Origin of the sequence: Salipiger mangrovisoli, from assembly GCF_015223355.1 — a bacterium.
Lineage (GTDB): Bacteria > Pseudomonadota > Alphaproteobacteria > Rhodobacterales > Rhodobacteraceae > Salipiger > Salipiger mangrovisoli.
Window position 1 is genome coordinate 46,783 of the sequence record NZ_JADFFK010000014.1, and the last position, 19,766, is coordinate 66,548.

Sequence of the window (19,766 nt, forward strand, 5' to 3'; positions counted from 1 at the left end):
GGCCGCCGCACCGCATTGTGTGGTGTATGGGGAGGACGAAGCGTCAGCGGATGTAGGCGCGATCGGACCAGAGCTTGAAGTTCTGGCGGAACTCCGAGAGGCTTTCCCAGGCGCGCGCGAAGTCCTTGTCCGCGGCGACCTGCTCCTTGACCACCTCGCCCCAGGCTGCTTGGAAGGAGTCCATCATCTCGTCATTCCAGGTGTGGAATTCGACGCCCTGATCTGCCAGGTCCTCGAGCGCCGCGACCTGGATCGCCTCACCCTCGGCGAGCATGTAGGTCACATTGGCCGCGCAGGCATTCTGGATAGCCGCGCGCTGCTGCTCGTCCAAGTCATCCCAGACGTGTTGGTTGACGATGAAGGTCAGCAGCGAATTCTGCTGATGCCAGCCGGGGAAGTAATAGTGCTTCGCGTATTCCGCCATCCCGAGCGCATTGTCGATGGCGGGGAAGGCCATCTCCGCGGCGTCGATCGTGCCGAGGCGAAGACCGGTCATGGTGTCCGAGGGCGGCAGCGACTGCGCCTGCACGCCGAGCTTGCTCATCACCTGCGCGACCAGACCGAACGCCCGCATCTTCAGGCCGGCAAGATCCTCAGGCGACTCGATCGGCTTGGCGAACCAGCCGGACGCCTCGGGGGCGAGGACACCGCAGAGTTCCGTGTGGATCTCGTAGGGCGCGGTGATCTCGGTCCAGATCTCCTGGCCGCCGCCGTGGTACCACCAGGCGCTGTACTCACGCACATCCGGCCCGAAGGGAACGGCGGTGAAGATGGTCGCGGCGGGGATGATCGCCTCGGCAAATCCCGGCGTGTACCACCCCGCGTCGACCGCGCCGGTGGAGATTGCGTCCCACATCTCGCCGCCGCTGACGATCGCATTGGGTTCGTGGAAGGTAAGCTCAAGGCTGCCGCCGGTGAGCGTCTCCACCTGGTCCACCAGGCGCAGCGCGGCGGTGCCGATGACCGGCAGCGACGACGGGTAGACGCTCTGCATGTCGAGCGTCTCTGCTTGGGCGCCGGGGGCCATGAGGGTGCCGACCGCGGCTGCCATGGCAACAAGAAGTCTGTCTGTCATCTGTCTTCCTCCCTAGATCGTTCGCGATCTCCTCTAGAGCGAACGTCCATAATATGGATATTGAACTCCAAAAAACGTAAGCCAAACCTGATGCGCTCGTAAACAGGAAATCTGGAGAAAAGCATTCGTTCTTCATTTCTCTCTTGAAATAGGAGCTTTCGGCGGCCATCATTCAGCAATATGGGAGGTCCACAATATGGATACAGAAAATAGCGCGGTCGGAGATTCGGGTGGCGCACAGAGCGTGGACAGGGCCCTCGGGCTTCTGTCGCTTGTCGCCTCCGGCGGGGGCGCGCAGGTCTCGATGACCGAGCTGGTTGCCGCAACCGGGCTGAGTCGCCCCACCGTGCGCCGCCTGATGCTGGCGTTGATGCGCGCGGGTCTCGTCGAGCAGGAAGCCGGCAGCGGCTACGCGCTCGGGCCCGAGGCGCAGGTGCTTGGGGTCATGGCCGCCCGGCGCTTCGATCTGGTGGGGGCGGCGCAGGACAGCCTGATCGCCCTGTCGCGCGAGAGCGAGGACAGCAGCTTCGTGTCGCTGCGGCGCGGGTCCTACTCGGTCTGCCTGCATCGCGAGGAGGGGGCCTTTCCGATCCGCAACCTCATCCTGCAGGCGGGCGACCGGCATCCGCTCGGACTCGGCGCGGGCTCGATGGCGATACTCGCCAGCCTGCCGGAGGCCGAGGCGGCCGAGATACTGGCCGACACCCGTCCGGAGGTGGAGCGGAGCTACCCGAACTTCACGCAGGCATGGCTGGGCGAGGAACTCGCCCGCGCGCGGGCGCGTGGATGGTCGCTGAACCCCGGCGTGCGCATGGCCAGTTCCTGGGCGATCGGCGTGGCGGTCTTCGATCCCGCCGGTGTCGTGGTCGGCTCGCTGTCGATCGCGGCGCTCGATTCCCGCATGGGCGAAGACCGGCAACCCGAGATCGTTGCGATGCTGAAGCGCGAATCCGCCGCGGTGACCCGCAGGCTCGCGGCCCAGCGGAAGACCTGATCGTCCGGGCGGCGGCGCCGCTGCGACACAGACCAGAGATCAATGGAGGAGAACTATGGCAAACGATGCCCGTATCGTGGGCTGGGCCCATGGCAAATTCGGCCAGTCAGAAGCGGCTGACCTGCAAACGCTCATCGCAGAGGTCGCCCCCGGGGCGCTGGCACATGCCGGACTCGCCGAAGCCGATGTCGATGGTGTCTTCCTCGGCGTCTACAATAACGGCTTTCTCGCGCAGTCCTTCGAGGCCGGCCTCGTGGGCATGGCCATGCCGGGCCTCGCGCTGACACCCTCCGCGCGCTTCGAGAGCGCCTGCGCGACCGGCTCTGCGGCGCTGTATGCGGCGCTTGATTTCGTGAACGCGGGGCGGGGCCGTGTGGCGCTGGTCATCGGCGCCGAGAAGATGACCACGGTCGCGCCGCAGGAGGCCGCCGCGCTGATGATCAAGGGCAGCTACATGCCCGAGGAAGGTCATTTCACACCGGGGTTCGCCGGGGTGTTCGGCCATATCGCCGAGACATACTTCCAGCGCTACGGAGACCGCTCCGAAGAGCTCGCGATGATCGCCGCCAAGAACCACGCCAACGGCATGCACAACCCCTACGCGCATTTCCGCAAGGATCTGGGCGTCGCCTTTTGCAATGACGTCAGCGACAAGAACCCGATCGTGGCCGGTCCGCTGCGCCGCACCGACTGCTCCCCCATCTCGGACGGTGCCGCGGCGCTGGTGATTGCCGATGCGGCGACGGCGAACAAGCTCAATCGCGCGATCGCCTTCCGCGCGCACAGCCAGGCGCAGGACGTCATGGCGCTGTCGGGTCGGGACATGACCGAGTTCGCCGGGGCCGCCCGCGCATGGGCGTCGTCTCTGGCACAGGCGGGCATGACGCTCGACGACCTCGACCTCGTGGAAACCCATGACTGTTTTACCATCGCCGAGTTGATCGAATACGAGGCGATGGGGCTCGCCGAGCGCGGACGCGGCGGCGACGTGATCCGCGAGGGCCTCACCCAGCGCGGCGGCCGCCTTCCGGTGAACCTGTCGGGCGGGCTGAAGTCACGGGGTCATCCGCTGGGCGCGACCGGCGTCTCGATGCACGTCATGGCCGCGATGCAACTCGCCGGCGAGGCCGGGGACATGCAGTTGCCCGGTGCCACGGTGGCCGGTGTCTTCAACATGGGCGGGGCCGCCGTGACCAACTATTCCTCGATCCTGGAGCGCGTGAAGTGAACGACATGACCATGGACTGGCCCACCAGCACGCGCGTGCCCAACATGGCGCACTTCCTGACCCGGAATGCCCAGCAGATGTCCGATGAGATTGCCATCGTCTTCGAGGGCGGGACGTGGTCCTGGCGCGCGTTCGACGCAAGGGTGAGCGCGCTGGCACACGCCATGGTGCGGGACTTCGGCATTGTCAAGGGCGACCGGGTGCTGGTGCAATCCGCGAACAACAACCAGATGATGGAAATCATGATGGCGGTGTTCCGGATCGGCGCGGTCTGGACGCCCGCCAACTTCCGGCAAAGCCCCGATGAGGTGGCCTTCCAGTGCTCGAAGTCCGGCGCCCGGCTGATGATCGCCGAGGCAGGTTTCGGCGACCACATCGCCGCCTGCCGTGAGATGATCGACGGCGTCATCACGATCGGCGAAAGCCCGGCCGGGCAGAGTTACGAGGCGCTGATCGACACCTACATGGGTCAGCACGTGCCCAACGCAGAGGTGTCGCGCGACGATCCGGCCTGGCTCTTCTTCACCTCGGGCTCGACCGGCCGGCCCAAGGCGGTGGTGCTGACCCAGGGCCAGCTGACCTTCACCACGCTCAACCACCTCAATGACCTGATGCCCGGCACCGGGAGGGGGGACGCCAGCCTCGTGGTCGCGCCGATCAGCCACGGCGCGGGCATGCACCAGATGACCCAGATCGCCGCCGGGGCAAAGAGCGTGATCCTCCCGCGCGGCCGGTTCGATCCGGCGGTGGCGTGGGAGCTCATCGAGACCTGGCGCGTGTCGAACATGTTCACCGTGCCGACCATCGTGAAGATGCTGGTCGAGCATCCCGACGTGCACCTCCGCGACCATGCGAGCCTGCGCTACGTGGTCTATGCCGGTGCACCGATGTATCGCGAGGATCAGAAGCGCGCGCTCAAGACCCTCGGCAACGTCCTGGTGCAATACTACGGCCTCGGCGAGGTCACCGGGGCCATCACGGTGCTGCGTCCCGACGATCACCACGAGGCCGACGAGGCGGATGCCCGTCCCGGCACCTGCGGGGTCGAACGCACCGGCATCGAGATCACCATCCAGAACGATGCGGGAGACATCCTCGGGCCGGAGCAGACCGGCGAGATCTGCGTCGTCGGGCCCGCCGTCTTCGCCGGCTATTTCAACGACCCGGAGGCCAACCGCAAAGCCTTCCTCAAGGGTTGGTTCCGCACGGGGGACCTCGGGCATCTGGACGCGCAGCGGTATCTCTACATCACCGGGCGGGCGTCTGACATGTACATCTCCGGCGGCTCGAACGTCTATCCGCGGGAAGTCGAGGAGGTGTTGCTGACCTTCCCCGGCGTGGACGAGGTCGCGATCATCGGCGTGCCGGATGAGACCTGGGGCGAGGTCGGGCTTTGTACCTGCGTGGCGCAACCGGGGTTCAGGCTGACGGATGCCGATCTGAACGGGCACCTCGAAGGGCGTGTCTCGCGCTACAAGATCCCGCAATACTACGTCTTCCTCGATGAGATGCCGAAGACCGCCTACGGGAAGGTCACCAAGAAGCTGATCCGGGACGAATTGCAGGCCCGCAGTCTGTTGCCCGGTGCCGCCCATGGAAAGGGCTGAGCCATGACGACACGCACAGCCATCCCCGGCAGCGACAGCCGAACTCGCCTGCGCCATCCGGGACCTGAGGCAGCGGACCGCAGCACGGCGCGCGCCTGTGACGCGGTTCCGGCGCAGTTCTTGCTGACGTCGGATCTCGATCTGCTCGCGGCGCTCACCTCTGAGATGGATCGCCTCGCCGCCGACCACGCGGCCGAGACGGCGGTCATCGACCTGAGCGGACTGCGGCTGCAGGAGGTGGTCTACGTCATTCCGGCCGGGGCACGCGATGAACGCCATGCCGCTTGGTACAGCGACACATATGTTTCCCCGCCGGCGGTCCTGGAGTGCGCCACGGTGACCGTCGGCCGCCGCGACGGGCAGTGGTTCGCGCATTGCCACGCGCTCTGGACCGAGCCGGACGGGACCCCGCGGATGGGGCATCTTCTCTGCGATAAATGCCTGGTCGCGGAGAATGCTTCGGCGACCGGACATGTGTTGCGCGGCGCGCTGCTGGAAGTCGCGACCGACCCCGAGACCAATTTTCCGTTGTTCCACGCGCGCGACGGCGCCGAGTTGACTTGCGCGACCACGGCGGCGCTGGTGACGGTGCGTCCGCATGAGGACCTCTGCACCGCGCTCGAGGCGGTGGCAGGCGAGCTGGGTGCCCGCGATGCCAGGCTGATCGGACTGGGCAGCCTGATCGGCGCGGACTTCTCGGACGCACCTGCGATGCCGTCGCCGATCTCGGAGGTGCTGCTGGCGCCGGGGGCGCAGATCGCGGAGGGGCGCTGTCCTGCGCTGCCTGTGATCTGCGTGGACCCCGAGCAGGACGTCTGGCGCGGGAGCCTGGTCCATGGCGGTGGACCCGTCTGCGTGACCTTCGAATTGCTCATGCTCTTCGACCGCTGGACGGACGACGAAGGTGGAGACCACGGAAAGTGACCATGAACATCAATTTTGAAGGCCGCGTCGCGCTCGTTTTCGGCGCAGGATCGGCCGGTGAAGGCTGGAGCAACGGCAAGGCCGCGGCCGTCGCCTATGCAAGGGCCGGAGCCCAGGTGGCTTGCGTCGACCTGCGGCGCGCCGCTGCCGAGGAAACCGCTCAGATCATCGAGGCGGAAGGCGGCCGGGCGATCGCGCTCGAGGGCGACGTCACGGACGACGCCCAGGTTGCCGCAGCGGTTGCCGCGACCCTCCGGGCGTTCGGGGCAATCGACATCCTGCACAACAATGCAGGGCTGGCGCAGTTCGGCGGCACCACGGATCTGGACCTCGACGCCTGGGACAAGGCCATGGACGTAAACGTTAAGAGCGTCTTCCTCGCCTGCCGTCATGTCATTCCGCACATGGTGTCGCGCGGGCAGGGGGTGATCACCAATATCTCCTCGCTCGCGGGGATACGCATCTCGGAGTACGATATGTCCAGCTACTTCGCCTCCAAGGCGGCGGTGAACCACCTGACCCGCGCCATCGCGCTGCGTCATGCGGCGGAAGGGCTGCGCTGCAACGCGATCCTTCCCGGCCTGATCAACACCCCGCTGATCCATGCCAACAAGGAGATGCAGGGCCACCACGGGTCGATCGACAAGCAGATCGCGGAGCGTGACGCAATGAGCCCCACGGGCAAGATGGGGGACGCTTGGGACATCGCAAATGCCTCGGTCTTCCTCGCATCGGACGGCGCCAAGTACATAAACGGGGTGCTTCTGCCCGTCGACGGCGGTCTATCGTGCCGGGTTCGTTGACAGCCAGTGCATGTCGCTTCGGGGCGCTGCCCAAACGGGCCGGGGAGAAGAGGGTATGATCGGCCATACCGTGTCGATCACGGGAGCCGCCTCTGGGATCGGCTTCGCGGTGCCTGCCGACGTATCATGGTCGCCTCGCGGGCGCGGTCAACTCCGCCGGCCTCGGGGCGGACTGCGCCGCGCTCGCAACCGACAGCGCGCTGATCCCGCATTGGCAGCTTCGAAATCAAGGTGTCGAGCGGATCAAGAATGGCCGGACCCCCAAGCAGATCGTCAACCAGTTGATCGTCTCGGCGAAGAAAGGCATGGCGCATGAAACCGGTCGTGACCGAACTCGGGGTGAAGCGGCTCTGCGACCAGCGCGACAACACGCCTCGCAAACGGCCCGGCTGGAGAACAGCGGGCGAGGTTCCCCGCGAAACGATGATGGAGAAAATCGGTCGGCGTCCCTACCGGCGCAGGAAAATAGGGGGGCGCTTCAAGAAACGCGCACAGAGCGTGCGTTTACAAATCTTGCGCGCCGGTTTCAGTCGCGCGGCAGCGCCGTGGCGGACAACAAGCTCTTGCGGGATATTCTGCGCGGCGGCACAAATCGCACAAGAACGTAGATACAATCGGTTGCTTTCGGAACGGCTTTTGCGTGTCCCGCTGCGCCGCTATCATGAGCAAACACCGTTGGTATTGGCGCGGCGATAAAACAGAAGCTTCGAAAATGAAGAAAAATGATCAGCGCCGGAAAGCGGGTCGCGAAGCGGCCTCCTCGGCTTCCAAGGTTGAAGCCCGCGCAGACCGGACGACCCACATGCGGATCGTGACAGTGGCCATTGGTAGCTCGGCAGGGGGCCTCACCGCGCTGAGCGATCTGTTCGATGCCCTGCCGCCTGATCTGGGGGTGGCCTTCGTGATCATTTCGCATCTCGATCCGACCCAGCCCAGTGAACTCTCCACGATCCTGTCGCACCACACGGACATGGAAGTGGTGGCGGTGTCCGGACGCCACCAACTCGTGAGGAACCGAGTCTACGTCATTCCTCCGGATCGAGAGATCGTGGCGACGGATGACACCGTCGAAAGCCGGCCTTTCGGGGCACCGCGCGGGCAACGCGCGCCGATCGACGCATTTTTCCGCTCGCTGGCGGACCAGCACCGCGACGGGTTTGCCCTGATCCTGTCTGGCGGCGGCGCCGATGGCGCAATGGGCGTGAGGGCGATCAAGGAAGCCGGCGGGGTCGTGATGGTCCAGGACCCGAAGGAGGCGCAGCACGACTCGATGCCCAAGGCCGCGATAGCCACCGGGTGTGCGGATGTCGTGCTTCCGGTGGCGGGGCTTGCCCGGAAACTTGCAGAGTTGATCGAGTCGAGGAATAGGCTTGGTCCGCGCGAAATGGCGGATACCGAAGAGGAAACGCTCCGCCGTATCCTCGTGCTGCTCCGGGCCCGCACTGGGCAAGATTTCCTCGACTACAAGCCTGCGACGATCCTGCGGCGGATCTCGCGCAGAATGGAGATCAATCGGATCGAAGACGCCAAGGCCTATCTGGAGTTCCTCGAGGCGACGCCGCAGGAAGCTCAGGCGCTGCTTGGAGACTTCCTGATCTCGGTGACCATGTTCTTCCGCGACGACGCCGCGTTCCGGCTCCTGTCGGAGCGCGTCCTTCGGGACTTGACGCAGCGGCCTCCGGAAGCGGGTCCGATCCGTATCTGGGTGGCCGGTTGCGCCACCGGCGAGGAGGCATATTCGCTGGCCATCTTGCTCCTCGAGCAGGTGCAGGAATCCGGCGTGCGACCCGAAATCCAGATTTTCGCGACTGATCTGGATTCCGCGGCCATCGTCACGGCACGCGAGGGCGTGTATCCAACCACAATCGAAGCCGATGTCTCTTCGGAGCGTCTTCAGCGCTTCTTTTCCCGCGAAGGCAACACCTACCGGATCCGCAAGGCCGTCCGGGACTTGGTGATCTTCGCCGAGCACAATATGCTGAAGGACCCGCCGTTTTCCCGCATCGACCTCGTGAGTTGCCGGAACATGCTGATCTATCTGAAGCGCGTGGCGCAGCGGCGTGTGATGGCGACGCTGCACTTTGCTCTGAAGCCCGAAGGCTACCTCTTCCTCGGCTCGGCAGAAACCATCGAAAGCGAGCCGGAACTCTTCCGGGTCGTCGACCAGAAGGCACGCCTTTATCAGGCAGTCTCGCGTGCGGCCGAGCAGATCCCGCTTCCTCAGGCGGCACCGCAGCATTTTGTCGGATTTCCGAGGCGTGACGCTGGGACTTCCAATTCGAACGCTGGGCAAGGCGAAGCCGCGCAACACCGGCAGGTCCTTGAAACTCTGGCGCCGCCGAGTCTTGTGGTGGATGCCGACTATCGCATTCTGCACCTCTCTGACACGGCAGGAAGATACCTGCACCATCCGGGCGGGATACCCACCACCAGCCTGATGCAGACAATCCTTCCCGAGTTGCGCCTGGACCTGCGCCGGGCGCTGCATCAGGCTTTCGAGAACAATACGCCGAGCATCAGTCTGCCGATTGCCGTGCCCTTCGAAAACGGGTCTCACCGCGTCGTGCTGAACGTTCGACCGGTACAGCGAGATCACAAGGTCAGCGAGGCGCTTGTCATCTTCAACGAAGGCGCCTCGCTCACCCCGCTCGAGGGTGCGGTTCATCTCGCGAGCACGGATGAACCGACGGACCAGATTATGACCCGGCTCTACGAGGAGCTGGAGGTCGCACAGGAACAACTGCGGTCGAGCAGGGCTGACTACGAGGCGACCAACGAGGAACTGCTCGCCGCAAACGAGGAACTTCAGTCGATCAACGAGGAGTATCGCTCGACGTCGGAAGAACTGGAGACGTCGCGCGAAGAGCTTGTTTCGATGAACGAAGAGCTGCGCGCGCTCAACAAGGAACTGGGGGCGAAGGTCGAGACCCTGTCCGAGACCAACTCTGATCTCAAGAACCTTATTGCCGCCACCGAGGGTGGCACGCTCTTTCTCGACGCGCAGTTGCGGATCAGGCTTCTTACCCCCGAGGTGGGTCGCTACCTGAATATCACGGCTTCCGACACCGGACGGTACATCACCGACTTCACCCACAAACTCGACTACGCAAGCCTGGCCGAGGACGCGCGCTCCGTGCTCGGCGACCTCGAGCTGATCGAGCGGGAAGTTTCGAAGGGCACGGAAGAGCGGGTTCTCATCCGGTTGCGCCCTTATCGGACGCTCGATGACAAGATCGAGGGCGTGGTTGTCTCCTTCATCGACGTGAGCCGCCTGCGCCGTGCCGAACTTGCCCTGCGGCGGGCAGACGAGAAATTCCGGGCGCTGGTAAATGCCACGTCCTATGCGGTCTATCGTATGAGCCCGGACTGGTCCGAAATGCGTGAGGTCGACGGCAACGGTGTTATCCGGGACATGGATGAACCGAGCAACACGTGGCTCGCAGAATACATCGAGCCGACCGACCAGCCATTGCTCAAGGCCAGCATCGACAAGGCCGTGAACAAGAAGGAGGTGTTCGAATTCGAACACCGGGTCAGAAAGCCAGATGGCAGCTTCGGCTGGACCCATTCCAGGGCCGTTCCCATCCTAAATGAGACCGGGGAGATCATCGAGTGGTTCGGAGCGGCAAGCGATATCACCGAATGGCACGATGCCGCCGAGGAATTGGCGCACGCGCGGCGGCTTGATACCATCGGACGACTGGCCGGTGCCGTTGCGCATGACTTCAACAATGTTCTGACGGTCATCCTCGCGAATATCGAATTGGCCGACCTGCGTGTTGCGGACGAGGCGACGAAGGCACTTCTGCAGAACGCAGTGAGCGCGGCAGAACTCGGTGCAGGGTTCAATCGCCGGCTCCTTTCGTTGAACGGAAAGTCCGCGTTGGAGCCACGGGTGATCCATGTCGATGGTCAGATCGAGCAAGCCTGCAACCTGCTTGACCGCGCCTTGGGGGAGCAAATCGCGCTGAAGGTGGTATTGGAGCCAGACCTCTGGCCGATCCTTTCCGATCCCGCCGACGTCAGCAATTTGCTCTTCAATCTCGTGCTGAACGCCCGTGACGCGATGCCAAAGGGCGGAACGATCACCGTCAGGGCACACAACGCAACGCTGGAGGCCGAACGGGCCAAAGAGATCGGAGACATCTCACCCGGAGACTACGTCTGTGTCTCGGTCAGTGACAATGGACACGGGATGGCAAAGGACGTCCTGTCCCAAGCGCGTTCTCCGTTTTTCTCGACCAAGTCGGATGGGTTGGGAACGGGGCTTGGTCTTTTCAGCGTTCAGGCCTTTGCGCGTCAACTCGGTGGGTTCCTGAGCATCCAGAGCCAGCCCGAGCTGGGGACCACGGTCCGGGTCTTTCTGCCCCGCGCCACCGATGTCGATCAGCCGCTTCCGCAAAATGCCGAAAATCGCGTCGCGCAACGGGGCGAGGGCGAGATAATCCTCGTGGTCGAAGACGATGAGGCTCTGCGCCTGGCCACCAAAGAAAGTTTGGCTTCGCTCGGCTACCGGACGCTTTTGGCGGCCAACGCTGCCGAAGCGATCGCCTGCCTGCAGGCATCGGAAGACATTGCGGCGGTGTTCAGTGACGTCGTCATGCCGGGAGATCTGAACGGCTTCGACCTGGGCCGATGGGTGCGGAAGGAGCGACCAGCTGTGCCGGTCGTTCTGACATCTGGGTATCTGTCCGAGGCAGAAGGTGACGCCGCATCGCAAACGGACATCACGCCTGCAATCTTGCCTAAACCCTACACCCGCGCAGAGCTCGCTGCCGCGATCCATGCGGCCTTGCGGCAGGCCTGACCCGTCGAAGGGAAATCAGAGATACGTGCCGGGCGCTGACAGGTCGTCAAACCAAACACTGGGTCTGGTTCGGCGCGCTTTCAGCCGAGGTCGCGGCATCCGGATTGGGCGGCTCGCCGCGGACTCACAGTCTCGAGCAAATCGCTGGCTCCCGCTGTCTTCACGGCGCTCGTCGAACCCAGGATCCGCTTGGCCGGTGCAGTGACGGCGGTTTGTCGCCAGAACAGCCCGCCTGATTGACGACGGTCAATGGTCCTGTCTCGAAGGCCTGAGAGGCTCCGATAATCGGTGCGTGACGGCACATTGGCGGAAGCCATTCTCGCATTTCAGAAGGCGAGTTTGGGGATGAATTCGCGAAGCGCCAAAACGCATCGGTGGGAGCTGTCACGAGGCTCGCAGGAGAATTGAGGTGATCTCATTCCCTGCCGCCCTCGGAGCAGCTTTTGCTCTGCCAAGGTTCGGCATCGTTCGTGGCAGGGCATTGCGAAGGTCAGCGTGCAGGGCCGCCACACAAGCGCATGCGCTTCGGCACTGGAGGGAGTCGCGCTGACCGACGCACCACCTTCGGCCCGATCGGGAATGGTTTGTAACTTCGGGCCTCAAGCCTGACCTCGCTATTGGCAAGGTCATCTCTGCCCACCTGTGCACGCACCCGCGTTGATCATTCCCCAAGTCGTCGAAGAGAGCTTTGCGGGCATCGAAATCTGGCCCGCAGGAACGATACGGATCGTCCTGGTGTCGACGGCAATGTCGCTTTGTCCGCCCACGGCTCCTTGGCCCGTCCAAGCGGTCTTCCAGACCGCGAGAAATGAGTCTGAAGTCCGCACCCGCCCGTGGCTCTCCATCGCGTGTCGACATCTTCAGATCGCGACCCTTGATCGCAGGAGTCTTTCCGCCGGTCGCCCTGCCGCAGGTAGCGACAACCTGCTCGCGCGCAGGGCGCGGCATTCCGAGATTGATGCGCGTCAATGTCTGCTCGGCAGAAACGGCGAATGTCCAAAGACGCCTTTGATCTGGAGAAGATTGAAGGCGCCTACACTCGCGCTTCCTTACTCCCTGAGCATCAGCGGCTGGAAGGGCGTGAAAAGGATGAAGGATCAGTAGAATGAAAGTCCAGACGGTGCTGACCTATTTCGACGGCTCCAATCACGGGCGGGAGCAGCTGCAGGCTGCGATCGACGCTGCGCTCTGGTTCGATGCGCAACTAACCGTGGTGTCCGTGGTCTATGTACCCAACAGTGGTCCGGGTTCCTTCGGTCCACTTGATCCTGATCCGGCGGCCAAGAGCGCCAGGGTGACCGCAAGCATTCTCGCGAGGCGTGTATCCAAATGGCTCGAGGAAGCAGGGGTCCGGGGCGACGCCTTTCCCTTTGCCGCTTCAAAGGCCACATTCGCGCGGGAGTTTTCCAGCCTTGCGCGATACGTGGATGTCGTCGTCGAACTTCACGCAACCGCGGACCTGCGCGCGTCGCTGTCATCGCTGACCGGGCAAGAGATTTCTGCCCAGTCCGCGATCCCCATGTCCGGTCTGTCCGGCGTTTCGGCTAATACGATTGCCCGCGTTGGCGTCGAATGATTAAGGCTTTGGCCTTGTCGGCAGCGAGGTCACCTGAACATTCCGGTCTTCCTGAAATACAGGAAGACCGCGCTGCCTAAGGCAATTATAACAAGACACACCACAAGAAAGCCCCAAGAACTTTGGGCCCCGGGGATACCTCCGACGTTGATGCCCAAGAGGCCCGTCAAAAGGCTTAGCGGCAGGAAGATGGCGGCCACTACGGTGAGGAGCAGCATTCGGCGGTTCAGGCTTTCCGCTCGCTGGTCGAGCAACTGCTCGTGAACAAGCTGCGCGCGATCCCGAATGGCATCGAGTTCCTCACCCAATCTGACAACACGGTCTGCCGCCTCGCGTAGATGTGCGCGATCGCGTTCTCCGAGCCATGAGAGCTCCTCGATTTCGAGGGCGAGCAGAGCATCCTTTTGCGGTACCAGATAACGCCTGAGCAGAATTGCAGCTCGACGGACGCTGGCGAGCTCGGCTCGGGCTTCTCCGTCATCCTCGCCGAGAAGCCGCTCTTCCAGACTGTCGATGCGCTCGGTGAGCTCCGCCACCTCCGGCTCCGCGCGGTCCGCCAATCGTAGCGCCAGCTTGGCGACAAAGTCACCGGGCGAGCGAGGGCCGTGCCCACGCAACATTGCGCTTACCATCCCCTCGAGCGCGTCAAGCGCACGCACCGACACACCGACAATGCGGTGGGCTTCGACCCAAAGCCGTATGGAAATCATATCTCCTGGCTCTGCCGCAGGGTGCGGGTTCACGCCCCTCAGGTTGAGCAGCACCCCGTCTTCGTGGACAGTGCACCGGGGACGGGTTTCCTCGGCGGTCAGCGCATCTGTAACGAATTCGTCCAGACCGATGGCCGCGAGATGGCCAGCCGCATCCGGGTGGCCGCGCATCAGATGTTGCCAGGCAAAGGCGGGAGAGCCGTGTGCCGCGCGAAATCCCGCGAAACTGTCGGCATCGACCATGCGCGCGCCGCCATTGCCATCGAAAACCATGGTCACCGCGCCTTTGGGAAACTCCACATTGTCGCGGGGTGTCTTCCCTTGTTCCAACGACATGCGATGTCCTTCGCCGTAAATATCGCCACGGGCTTCCTGTTGCCGGGCAGACAGGTCAGCGCCGGTCCGGAACAGAGAAGCGTGCACCCGAGAGTAACCCCTGAGATGCCGGCGACATTGACCATCGGCAATGTGCGAAGACCTGTACCGACCTGGGGGCAGTCGCGCTTTGCCAGAAAGGTCGAAACTGGCCGGACGCAGCGCAATAGGGCGCTTTGATCGAGCTTCGATATTGCGGGTGGTCAATGCCAGAGGATCGGTATTCCGGGATACTGAGGCCGCTTGCGACGCTGATGTCCACAAGCCAAATCCGGAGGACAAGCGATGATTGACACTGACCTCAGACAGGACGTCGTGGATGCCCTGGAATTTGATCCCAGCCTCGACGCCGCCAACATCGGAGTCGCTGTGGAAGACGGCACAGTAACCCTGACAGGCCACGTCCGTACGCTCATGGAAAAACGCACCGCCGAGCGCATCGTCAAACGGGTAAAAGGCGTGCGCGCCATTGCGGAGGAAATAGAAGTCCGCCCCATCGGGGCTCACCTCACCGCCGACGACGAGATCGCGCAACGCGCCGTCAACTTGCTGAGATGGAGCAGCTCGGTGCCGAAGGACACCATCATGATCAAGGTGGAGAGCGGTGTGGTGACTCTCACGGGCAAGGTTCACTGGCAACACGAGAAGAACGCGGCAGAAAGGGCCATTCAGGTGATGAGCGGGGTAAAGTCCGTCTCGAACCTCATCGAGATTGTCCCTGCGGTCAGCGCTTCGGATGTGCGGCAGAGGATAGAGAGCGCGCTGAGGCGTGACGCCGAACTCGAGGCAAAGCGCATAAAAGTTCACGTCTCCGATCGCCAGGTCACGCTCGAAGGCAAGGTCAGGAACTTTGCCGAACGTGATGCTGCGCGGCGTGCAGCCTGGGCGGTGCCCGGCGTCACCTCTGTCGTGGATCACATGGGGATCCTAACGTGATCCTGATCCGCTTCGGTTGCTGCCTGAGAACTGCAAGTGCCGGGTGCACAGTCGTTTCTTGCCTCCGAGCGAAGTCCCCCGTTGTGAACGCGCCCGGTGGCCCAGCACGGCATCCGCGGACCGGCCGCCACGTACCGGTCCGTCACCATCCTCGGCCAAGGAAGTTGACGGGGCAACATAGCAAAGCCGAGATACAGAGGGCTCAGATCTTCGGTGCCAGGTCTCCGTCCGTCAGGAATTTCGACCGCGAGACTTGATCCCGCTTGCGCGTTGTTTTGGCGCAGTCGCACCGAGTGCTACCTCGCGGCTCCGGACCAAGGCCTTTCGGGAACGTGCTTCGGTCCGGGATCAGCCTGAAAGACCGCCGACAAGATGCTGGTTCGATGCAGGTCCGGCGTGTCCATCTCGTAGGCGTGCTCGGCTTGGCTGGCGACGGTCCAGAGCCCGACCTCACCGGACCCGAGACCCTTCGGGACCTCGGGACCCCGCGATGGCGTCGGCGAGGCGGGTCGGATCGTACGGTGGCGACGACCATCCTGAAGCTCTTGCCATCGTCCCACATGCGGTGCAGCACGACAGCCATGCGCCGAGCCAGGGCCACCATCGCGCGATTGCGTCTGCGGCGTTTGGCAACATGAAATGCTCAGGCCGGAAGTGCAGTGCCGCGCCCACGGTTCAGCATGACCGTCGCGGCCTGGCAGAGGGCTCTGCGCAGGGTCAGTCGCCAGCCTTCGTTATGCCGCCCGAGACATCGCGCTCGCCGCACTGGTTGAGCGGTAGGCGAGTGCCACGCCTGCACCCACTCCGGGCAGGACCATCAGACGCAGGCAAACCGCGCAGACCTGCTTGGCGGAAGCGGACTTGCTCTTGACCGGGCGGAACCAGCCGACGTGCAGGAGCCGCGCGATCCCTTCGGCATCGCGGCGATCAGTCTTGCTCGGCATCCCTTTCAAGGCGCGCGTCACCTGTCTGCTTTCCATCAGGACGGCAGGCAAACCGGCATCGGTCATCGCCCGGTGCAGCCATTGCGACAACGGTCCTGCTTCGAGCCCGACCGCCTCGGTCGTTCCTTCCGGTTCGCGAAGCACCGCGATCAGCGCCTTGGTTCGCTGGCCACATTCACCTCCCTGACGATCTTGCCATGCTCGGTGAGCATGCAGACCGCCGTCTTCGCGAGCGACACATCCAGCCATGCAAACTGCTTCAAGGGCGCTCCTTTGACCGGCGTCAATGCGGTCTTGTTCTCCAATGAAAAGCTAGGAAGCGAACCAGAGCCAAGGGAGGTGTTCCATGCGCGCTACTGGGCATTCGGCCGTCGACACGGCACCGCAGGTGGTTGCGGAATGGCTCAACCTCCTTTGCGAAGATCTCGAGTGGACAGAAGAGGGCCGCGCCTACCTCCTGTTGACCGAGACTTTGCATGCGCTCCGGGACTATCTCGGCGTGGATGAGGCGGCGGATCTCGGGGCGCAGCTGCCGCTGATCATCCGCGGCATTTACTACACCAACTGGGACCCTTCAAAGACGCCGGTCCATCCACGCAGCAAGGCGGACTTCCTTGACCGAGTTGCCCGCGCCTTCAGCAGGGACCCTCTGGAGGATCCGGAACGCGCAGTGACAGCGGTCTTCGACCTGCTGCGCAGAAAAGTCTCGATGGGTGAAATCGCCCATGTTGGGAATGCCATGCGCGGCCCGCTACGAAAACTCTGGGATTAGACCGGTGCCCGGGTGCTGGGGCCATTGGCCCGCCTGCGCTTCTGCCTCGGGCACGCTTCTCTCCGATCGGGGCGCGCGGCACATTCATTCCGGCAGGGATAGGATGCGGGACTGCCATCACCGAAAGGAACCCGTGGGGGCAGACGGTTGTCGGCAATCAATGCTCAATCCGGAGCGTGATGATAGTCTGGCGCAAACATCGGTCCGTTCGGTCGGGCTCATGTTGCAACGGGAACCTGGACGGCGTGCGACATCGGCCAGGACCCCCGCAGCTTGCACATTCACGCGGACGATCGCACCGGGCACCTCCGGTTTCTCTGCTCACAAGGGCCAATCACGGAAGGTCACAGCGCAGACACCGCCCGTCGCGGGCCGCAGGAGGGGCCCCCCAAGGGGCCTCTGCAACTTGACACGAATTCTGTCGGGAAAGGAGCACGACAATGCCTGATAACGCTCGAACAAGAGACCCGGAAACCCGCGAGGGGGACGAGGCGGTCGAACTGCGCGAATTGCGTGAGGCGGCCCACCTGCTCGGTGCACGCCTGCGGGAATTCGGCGCGGCTCGCATGGGCGAGGCCGAGATGAGGGTCGGAATGACGGCCGACGACTTGCTCGTCGAAGGGCGGCGCATGTTGCGCGAAATCGAGACCCGGATGTCGGATACCGAGAAACGGGTCGAACGCAGCCTGCGCGCGCACCCCGGCAGCTGGATCGGAGGATTGCTGGGCGTGATCGGTTTCGGCTTGGTGCTGGGACTGCTCCTTCACCGCCGCGAATGACCCTCATATGATCGCCCTGCGCGAGAGGATTGCCTCGTCCGTGGCCTCTGGGCTGCGAGACGTGGTCGTTCTGGCGGTGCTGTGCGTCCTGCTGTTGAGCGCTTGGACATGCCTGGTTCTGGGCCTCTTGGGTGCGCTGCGACCAGCTCTTGGTCCGAGCGGGGCATTCTTCGCCCTGTCGGTGGCCATGCTGCTCCTTGGGAGTGCGGTCGCATTGATTGCCAAGGCACTGCGCCGTCGCCCTCCGCCTCCGGTCCCCCTGCCAGAAGGTGTGTTGCCGCTTGCCACGCTGGCGTTGCCACATCTGGCCAGCAGGGCGGGGCTGAGGCTTGGAATGGTGCTCCTCGCGGGAGGGCTCGTCGCGGCAGCCGTGATGCTGCAGCCGTCGCGTCCGGACCGTGGGAGAAACAAGCTATTTCGATAGGAGCACGGGCATGGGGGCAAATTCCAGAAGGTCCCGGGTGACAGCGCCGATCACGAAATCATAAAGCTGAGAATGGCCGAAGGCGCCCGTGACGAGCATTTCGGCGCCAAATTCCTGCGCCGCTGCGATCAGCATCTCGGCGCGTTGCTCCAGCGGTGCACTGCGCTCGGTCACCGTCACACGGAAGCCGAGGCGATCAAGAGACGTTGCGAAATCCGCCTTGGAGTCGATGCCGGGTACCACGCGCCCCGCGCGCGACACCACGGTGACAAGTTCAATCTCCGCCCCGTCCGCGGCGAGCGACAGCGCATCATGCGCCGCCCGTGTCGCCTCGCGGGTGTCACTCCAGCCGATGGTCAGCCGCGCGACCGGTCCGGCCAGCGCCGCCTCGGGTGTCAGGACCAGCACCGGACGCCCAAGATTGCGCGTGACCCGTTCCATCAGGTTTCGATCATCGGGCGAGCGGCTGAGTGCACCGTTGGTGCCGGCCAGCACTAGATCGGCCCCACGCGCTCCCGCAAATATGAAATCCTCGGCCCCGTAGAGCGTGGTTTGCGCCCGGTACTCGGCGAGGACGCCGGAGGATCTGTTCTCCTTTTCAAAGGCGGCCCGAATCTTTTCTGAATCTTGCTCCTCCCATTCCTGCATACTTGCGTAAATCATCGGTTCGGCACCGATGCCATCCGCGAATATCATCGGATTGTAGGGGTGCAGAACTGTCACGTGGGCGTCATAGGAAGTTGCGAGTTGAAAGGCTTGAGGCAAGCTCCACTTAGCTTCATCCTGGTCGAAAACGATGAGGCAAATTGTTTTTATGGCCATAATCATGCTCCCATGATGATATCAGATGACTGATACAATTAATTTCAGGGAAAGCGCGATCATCTTGATCCAGAATTTCCGGTGATCGAATGCGCCTATCGCATCGTCAGCACCGAAAGACCGACAGTCCCGGAGCAAGTTTGCGCTGCCCCGTCTTCAGCGTCATTGACTGTCGTCATTGCGGTCGGGGGCAGGCGGCGCTGTCTGCTCTCTCGTGGTTCTGACTTGACCGGTGAAAACGTATCCAATCCCGCGCACCGATCTGATCAGCATTTCTGGCCCAGAGACCTTCGACTCGATCTTGCGCCTGAGCCGGGCCACGTGGCCGTCGAGCGTTCGATCTTCAGGAGACCAATCCCGCCCTCTGAGGGCTTGCGAAAGCTCATCGCGCGTCAGGATTCGGCCCGGATGCTGCAAGAAGAGGGCGAGGAGTCTTTGTTCAAACCAAGTGAGGTCGACAAGGCTGCCGTCAAGATGTGTCAGAACTCCTCGCTGCGCGTCAAACTGCGAATGGTCGAAAACGATGTTCGACTGCGTGGATATTTCGCGCTGGTAGATGTCCAATGTTTTCCTGACACGGAGAATAACCTCCTTAATATGGAATGGTTTTGTGATATAGTCATCCGCGCCATACTCAAGGCCAATAACCCTGTCCTCGGGAGTCGCCTTTCCTGAAATCATCAGTATGGGAATATTCCACGTCTTTCGCAATTCCTTGGCCAGCTCGAGGCCATCTTCATTGCCAAGAACTATGTCGAGAGTGATGAGATCAATGCTGCGAGAATTGAGGGTTTCGAACATGCACTGCCGATCGTGGCACTCGCAGACATTCCAGCCTTGGGTCTCGAAGGCCGCTCGCATTGCATCACGAACGCCTCGCTCGTCATCAACAATAAGAATTGTGACTAATCCCATGTGCGCTCCCTCTTTGATCGAGAAAATATCAAAGCTTTGGGTCTATGGGCAACATGCTCTGCGTACGGAATAAAA

At 63.1% G+C, this 19,766-nt stretch carries 15 protein-coding genes and 1 pseudogene; 11 read left to right on the top strand and 5 right to left on the bottom strand.

Features of this window, described 5'->3' with window-relative positions; genetic code table 11:
* Positions 1–43: 43 nt before the first annotated feature.
* Positions 44–1,075, bottom strand: coding sequence for a TRAP transporter substrate-binding protein (locus IQ782_RS18075; protein WP_240989384.1), 1,032 nt, complete (start codon positions 1,073–1,075; stop codon positions 44–46).
* Positions 1,076–1,271: 196 nt separating this feature from the next.
* Between IQ782_RS18075 and IQ782_RS18080 the strand changes: the two genes are divergently transcribed.
* The 8 genes from IQ782_RS18080 to IQ782_RS18115 all read left to right on the top strand — a co-directional run bounded on the left by IQ782_RS18080 (position 1,272) and on the right by IQ782_RS18115 (position 13,014).
* Positions 1,272–2,069 carry an IclR family transcriptional regulator gene (locus tag IQ782_RS18080; RefSeq protein WP_194136071.1) on the top strand — a complete coding sequence of 266 codons (798 nt, stop codon included), beginning with the start codon at positions 1,272–1,274 and terminating at the stop codon, positions 2,067–2,069.
* Between the two features lie 55 nt (positions 2,070–2,124).
* The gene (locus IQ782_RS18085) at positions 2,125–3,297 is read left to right on the top strand and encodes an acetyl-CoA acetyltransferase (RefSeq protein WP_194136072.1); all 1,173 of its coding nucleotides are present in this window, start codon (positions 2,125–2,127) and stop codon (positions 3,295–3,297) included.
* Between the two features lie 5 nt (positions 3,298–3,302).
* Complete coding sequence (locus IQ782_RS18090; protein WP_194136161.1) at positions 3,303–4,904, top strand: acyl-CoA synthetase; 1,602 nt, start codon at positions 3,303–3,305, stop codon at positions 4,902–4,904.
* A 3-nt stretch (positions 4,905–4,907) separates the two neighbouring features.
* Positions 4,908–5,828 (top strand): PPC domain-containing DNA-binding protein, encoded by a 921-nt coding sequence (locus IQ782_RS18095; protein ID WP_194136073.1) that lies wholly within the window; start codon positions 4,908–4,910, stop codon positions 5,826–5,828.
* A 2-nt stretch (positions 5,829–5,830) separates the two neighbouring features.
* Positions 5,831–6,631: an SDR family NAD(P)-dependent oxidoreductase gene (locus IQ782_RS18100; RefSeq protein ID WP_194136074.1), complete on the top strand. Its 801-nt coding sequence runs from the start codon at positions 5,831–5,833 to the stop codon at positions 6,629–6,631.
* 312 nt (positions 6,632–6,943) lie between these two features.
* On the top strand, positions 6,944–7,327 hold the full coding sequence (locus IQ782_RS18105; RefSeq protein ID WP_194136075.1) for a hypothetical protein: 384 nt from the start codon (positions 6,944–6,946) through the stop codon (positions 7,325–7,327).
* A gap of 16 nt (positions 7,328–7,343) precedes the next feature.
* Positions 7,344–11,438, top strand: a complete 4,095-nt coding sequence (locus IQ782_RS18110; protein WP_194136076.1) for a CheR family methyltransferase — start codon at positions 7,344–7,346, stop codon at positions 11,436–11,438.
* A gap of 1,105 nt (positions 11,439–12,543) precedes the next feature.
* Positions 12,544–13,014, top strand: coding sequence for an adenine nucleotide alpha hydrolase family protein (locus IQ782_RS18115; RefSeq protein ID WP_194136077.1), 471 nt, complete (start codon positions 12,544–12,546; stop codon positions 13,012–13,014).
* Between the two features lie 29 nt (positions 13,015–13,043).
* Here the strand turns inward: IQ782_RS18115 and IQ782_RS18120 are convergent, their stop codons facing one another.
* On the bottom strand, positions 13,044–14,060 hold the full coding sequence (locus IQ782_RS18120) for a zinc transporter ZntB (protein WP_194136078.1): 1,017 nt from the start codon (positions 14,058–14,060) through the stop codon (positions 13,044–13,046).
* A 324-nt stretch (positions 14,061–14,384) separates the two neighbouring features.
* On the opposite strand from IQ782_RS18120, the gene IQ782_RS18125 reads away from it, so the two are divergent.
* Positions 14,385–15,035 (top strand): BON domain-containing protein, encoded by a 651-nt coding sequence (locus IQ782_RS18125; protein WP_194136079.1) that lies wholly within the window; start codon positions 14,385–14,387, stop codon positions 15,033–15,035.
* Positions 15,036–15,570: 535 nt separating this feature from the next.
* On the opposite strand, the pseudogene IQ782_RS18130 reads toward IQ782_RS18125, so the two are convergent.
* Positions 15,571–16,242, bottom strand: a pseudogene (locus tag IQ782_RS18130) (IS110 family transposase); the annotation flags it as partial.
* Between the two features lie 83 nt (positions 16,243–16,325).
* On the opposite strand from IQ782_RS18130, the gene IQ782_RS18135 reads away from it, so the two are divergent.
* Positions 16,326–16,751: a DUF2267 domain-containing protein gene (locus tag IQ782_RS18135; RefSeq protein WP_194136080.1), complete on the top strand. Its 426-nt coding sequence runs from the start codon at positions 16,326–16,328 to the stop codon at positions 16,749–16,751.
* A 440-nt stretch (positions 16,752–17,191) separates the two neighbouring features.
* Positions 17,192–17,530: a hypothetical protein gene (locus tag IQ782_RS18140; RefSeq protein ID WP_194136081.1), complete on the top strand. Its 339-nt coding sequence runs from the start codon at positions 17,192–17,194 to the stop codon at positions 17,528–17,530.
* A gap of 412 nt (positions 17,531–17,942) precedes the next feature.
* Here IQ782_RS18140 and IQ782_RS18145 read toward each other — a convergent pair whose 3' ends face one another.
* A complete protein-coding gene (locus IQ782_RS18145) occupies positions 17,943–18,776 on the bottom strand; it encodes a universal stress protein (RefSeq protein ID WP_194136082.1) in 834 nt (277 codons plus the stop codon).
* 162 nt (positions 18,777–18,938) lie between these two features.
* Positions 18,939–19,691: a response regulator transcription factor gene (locus tag IQ782_RS18150; RefSeq protein WP_194136083.1), complete on the bottom strand. Its 753-nt coding sequence runs from the start codon at positions 19,689–19,691 to the stop codon at positions 18,939–18,941.
* Between the last annotated feature and the right edge of the window lie 75 nt (positions 19,692–19,766).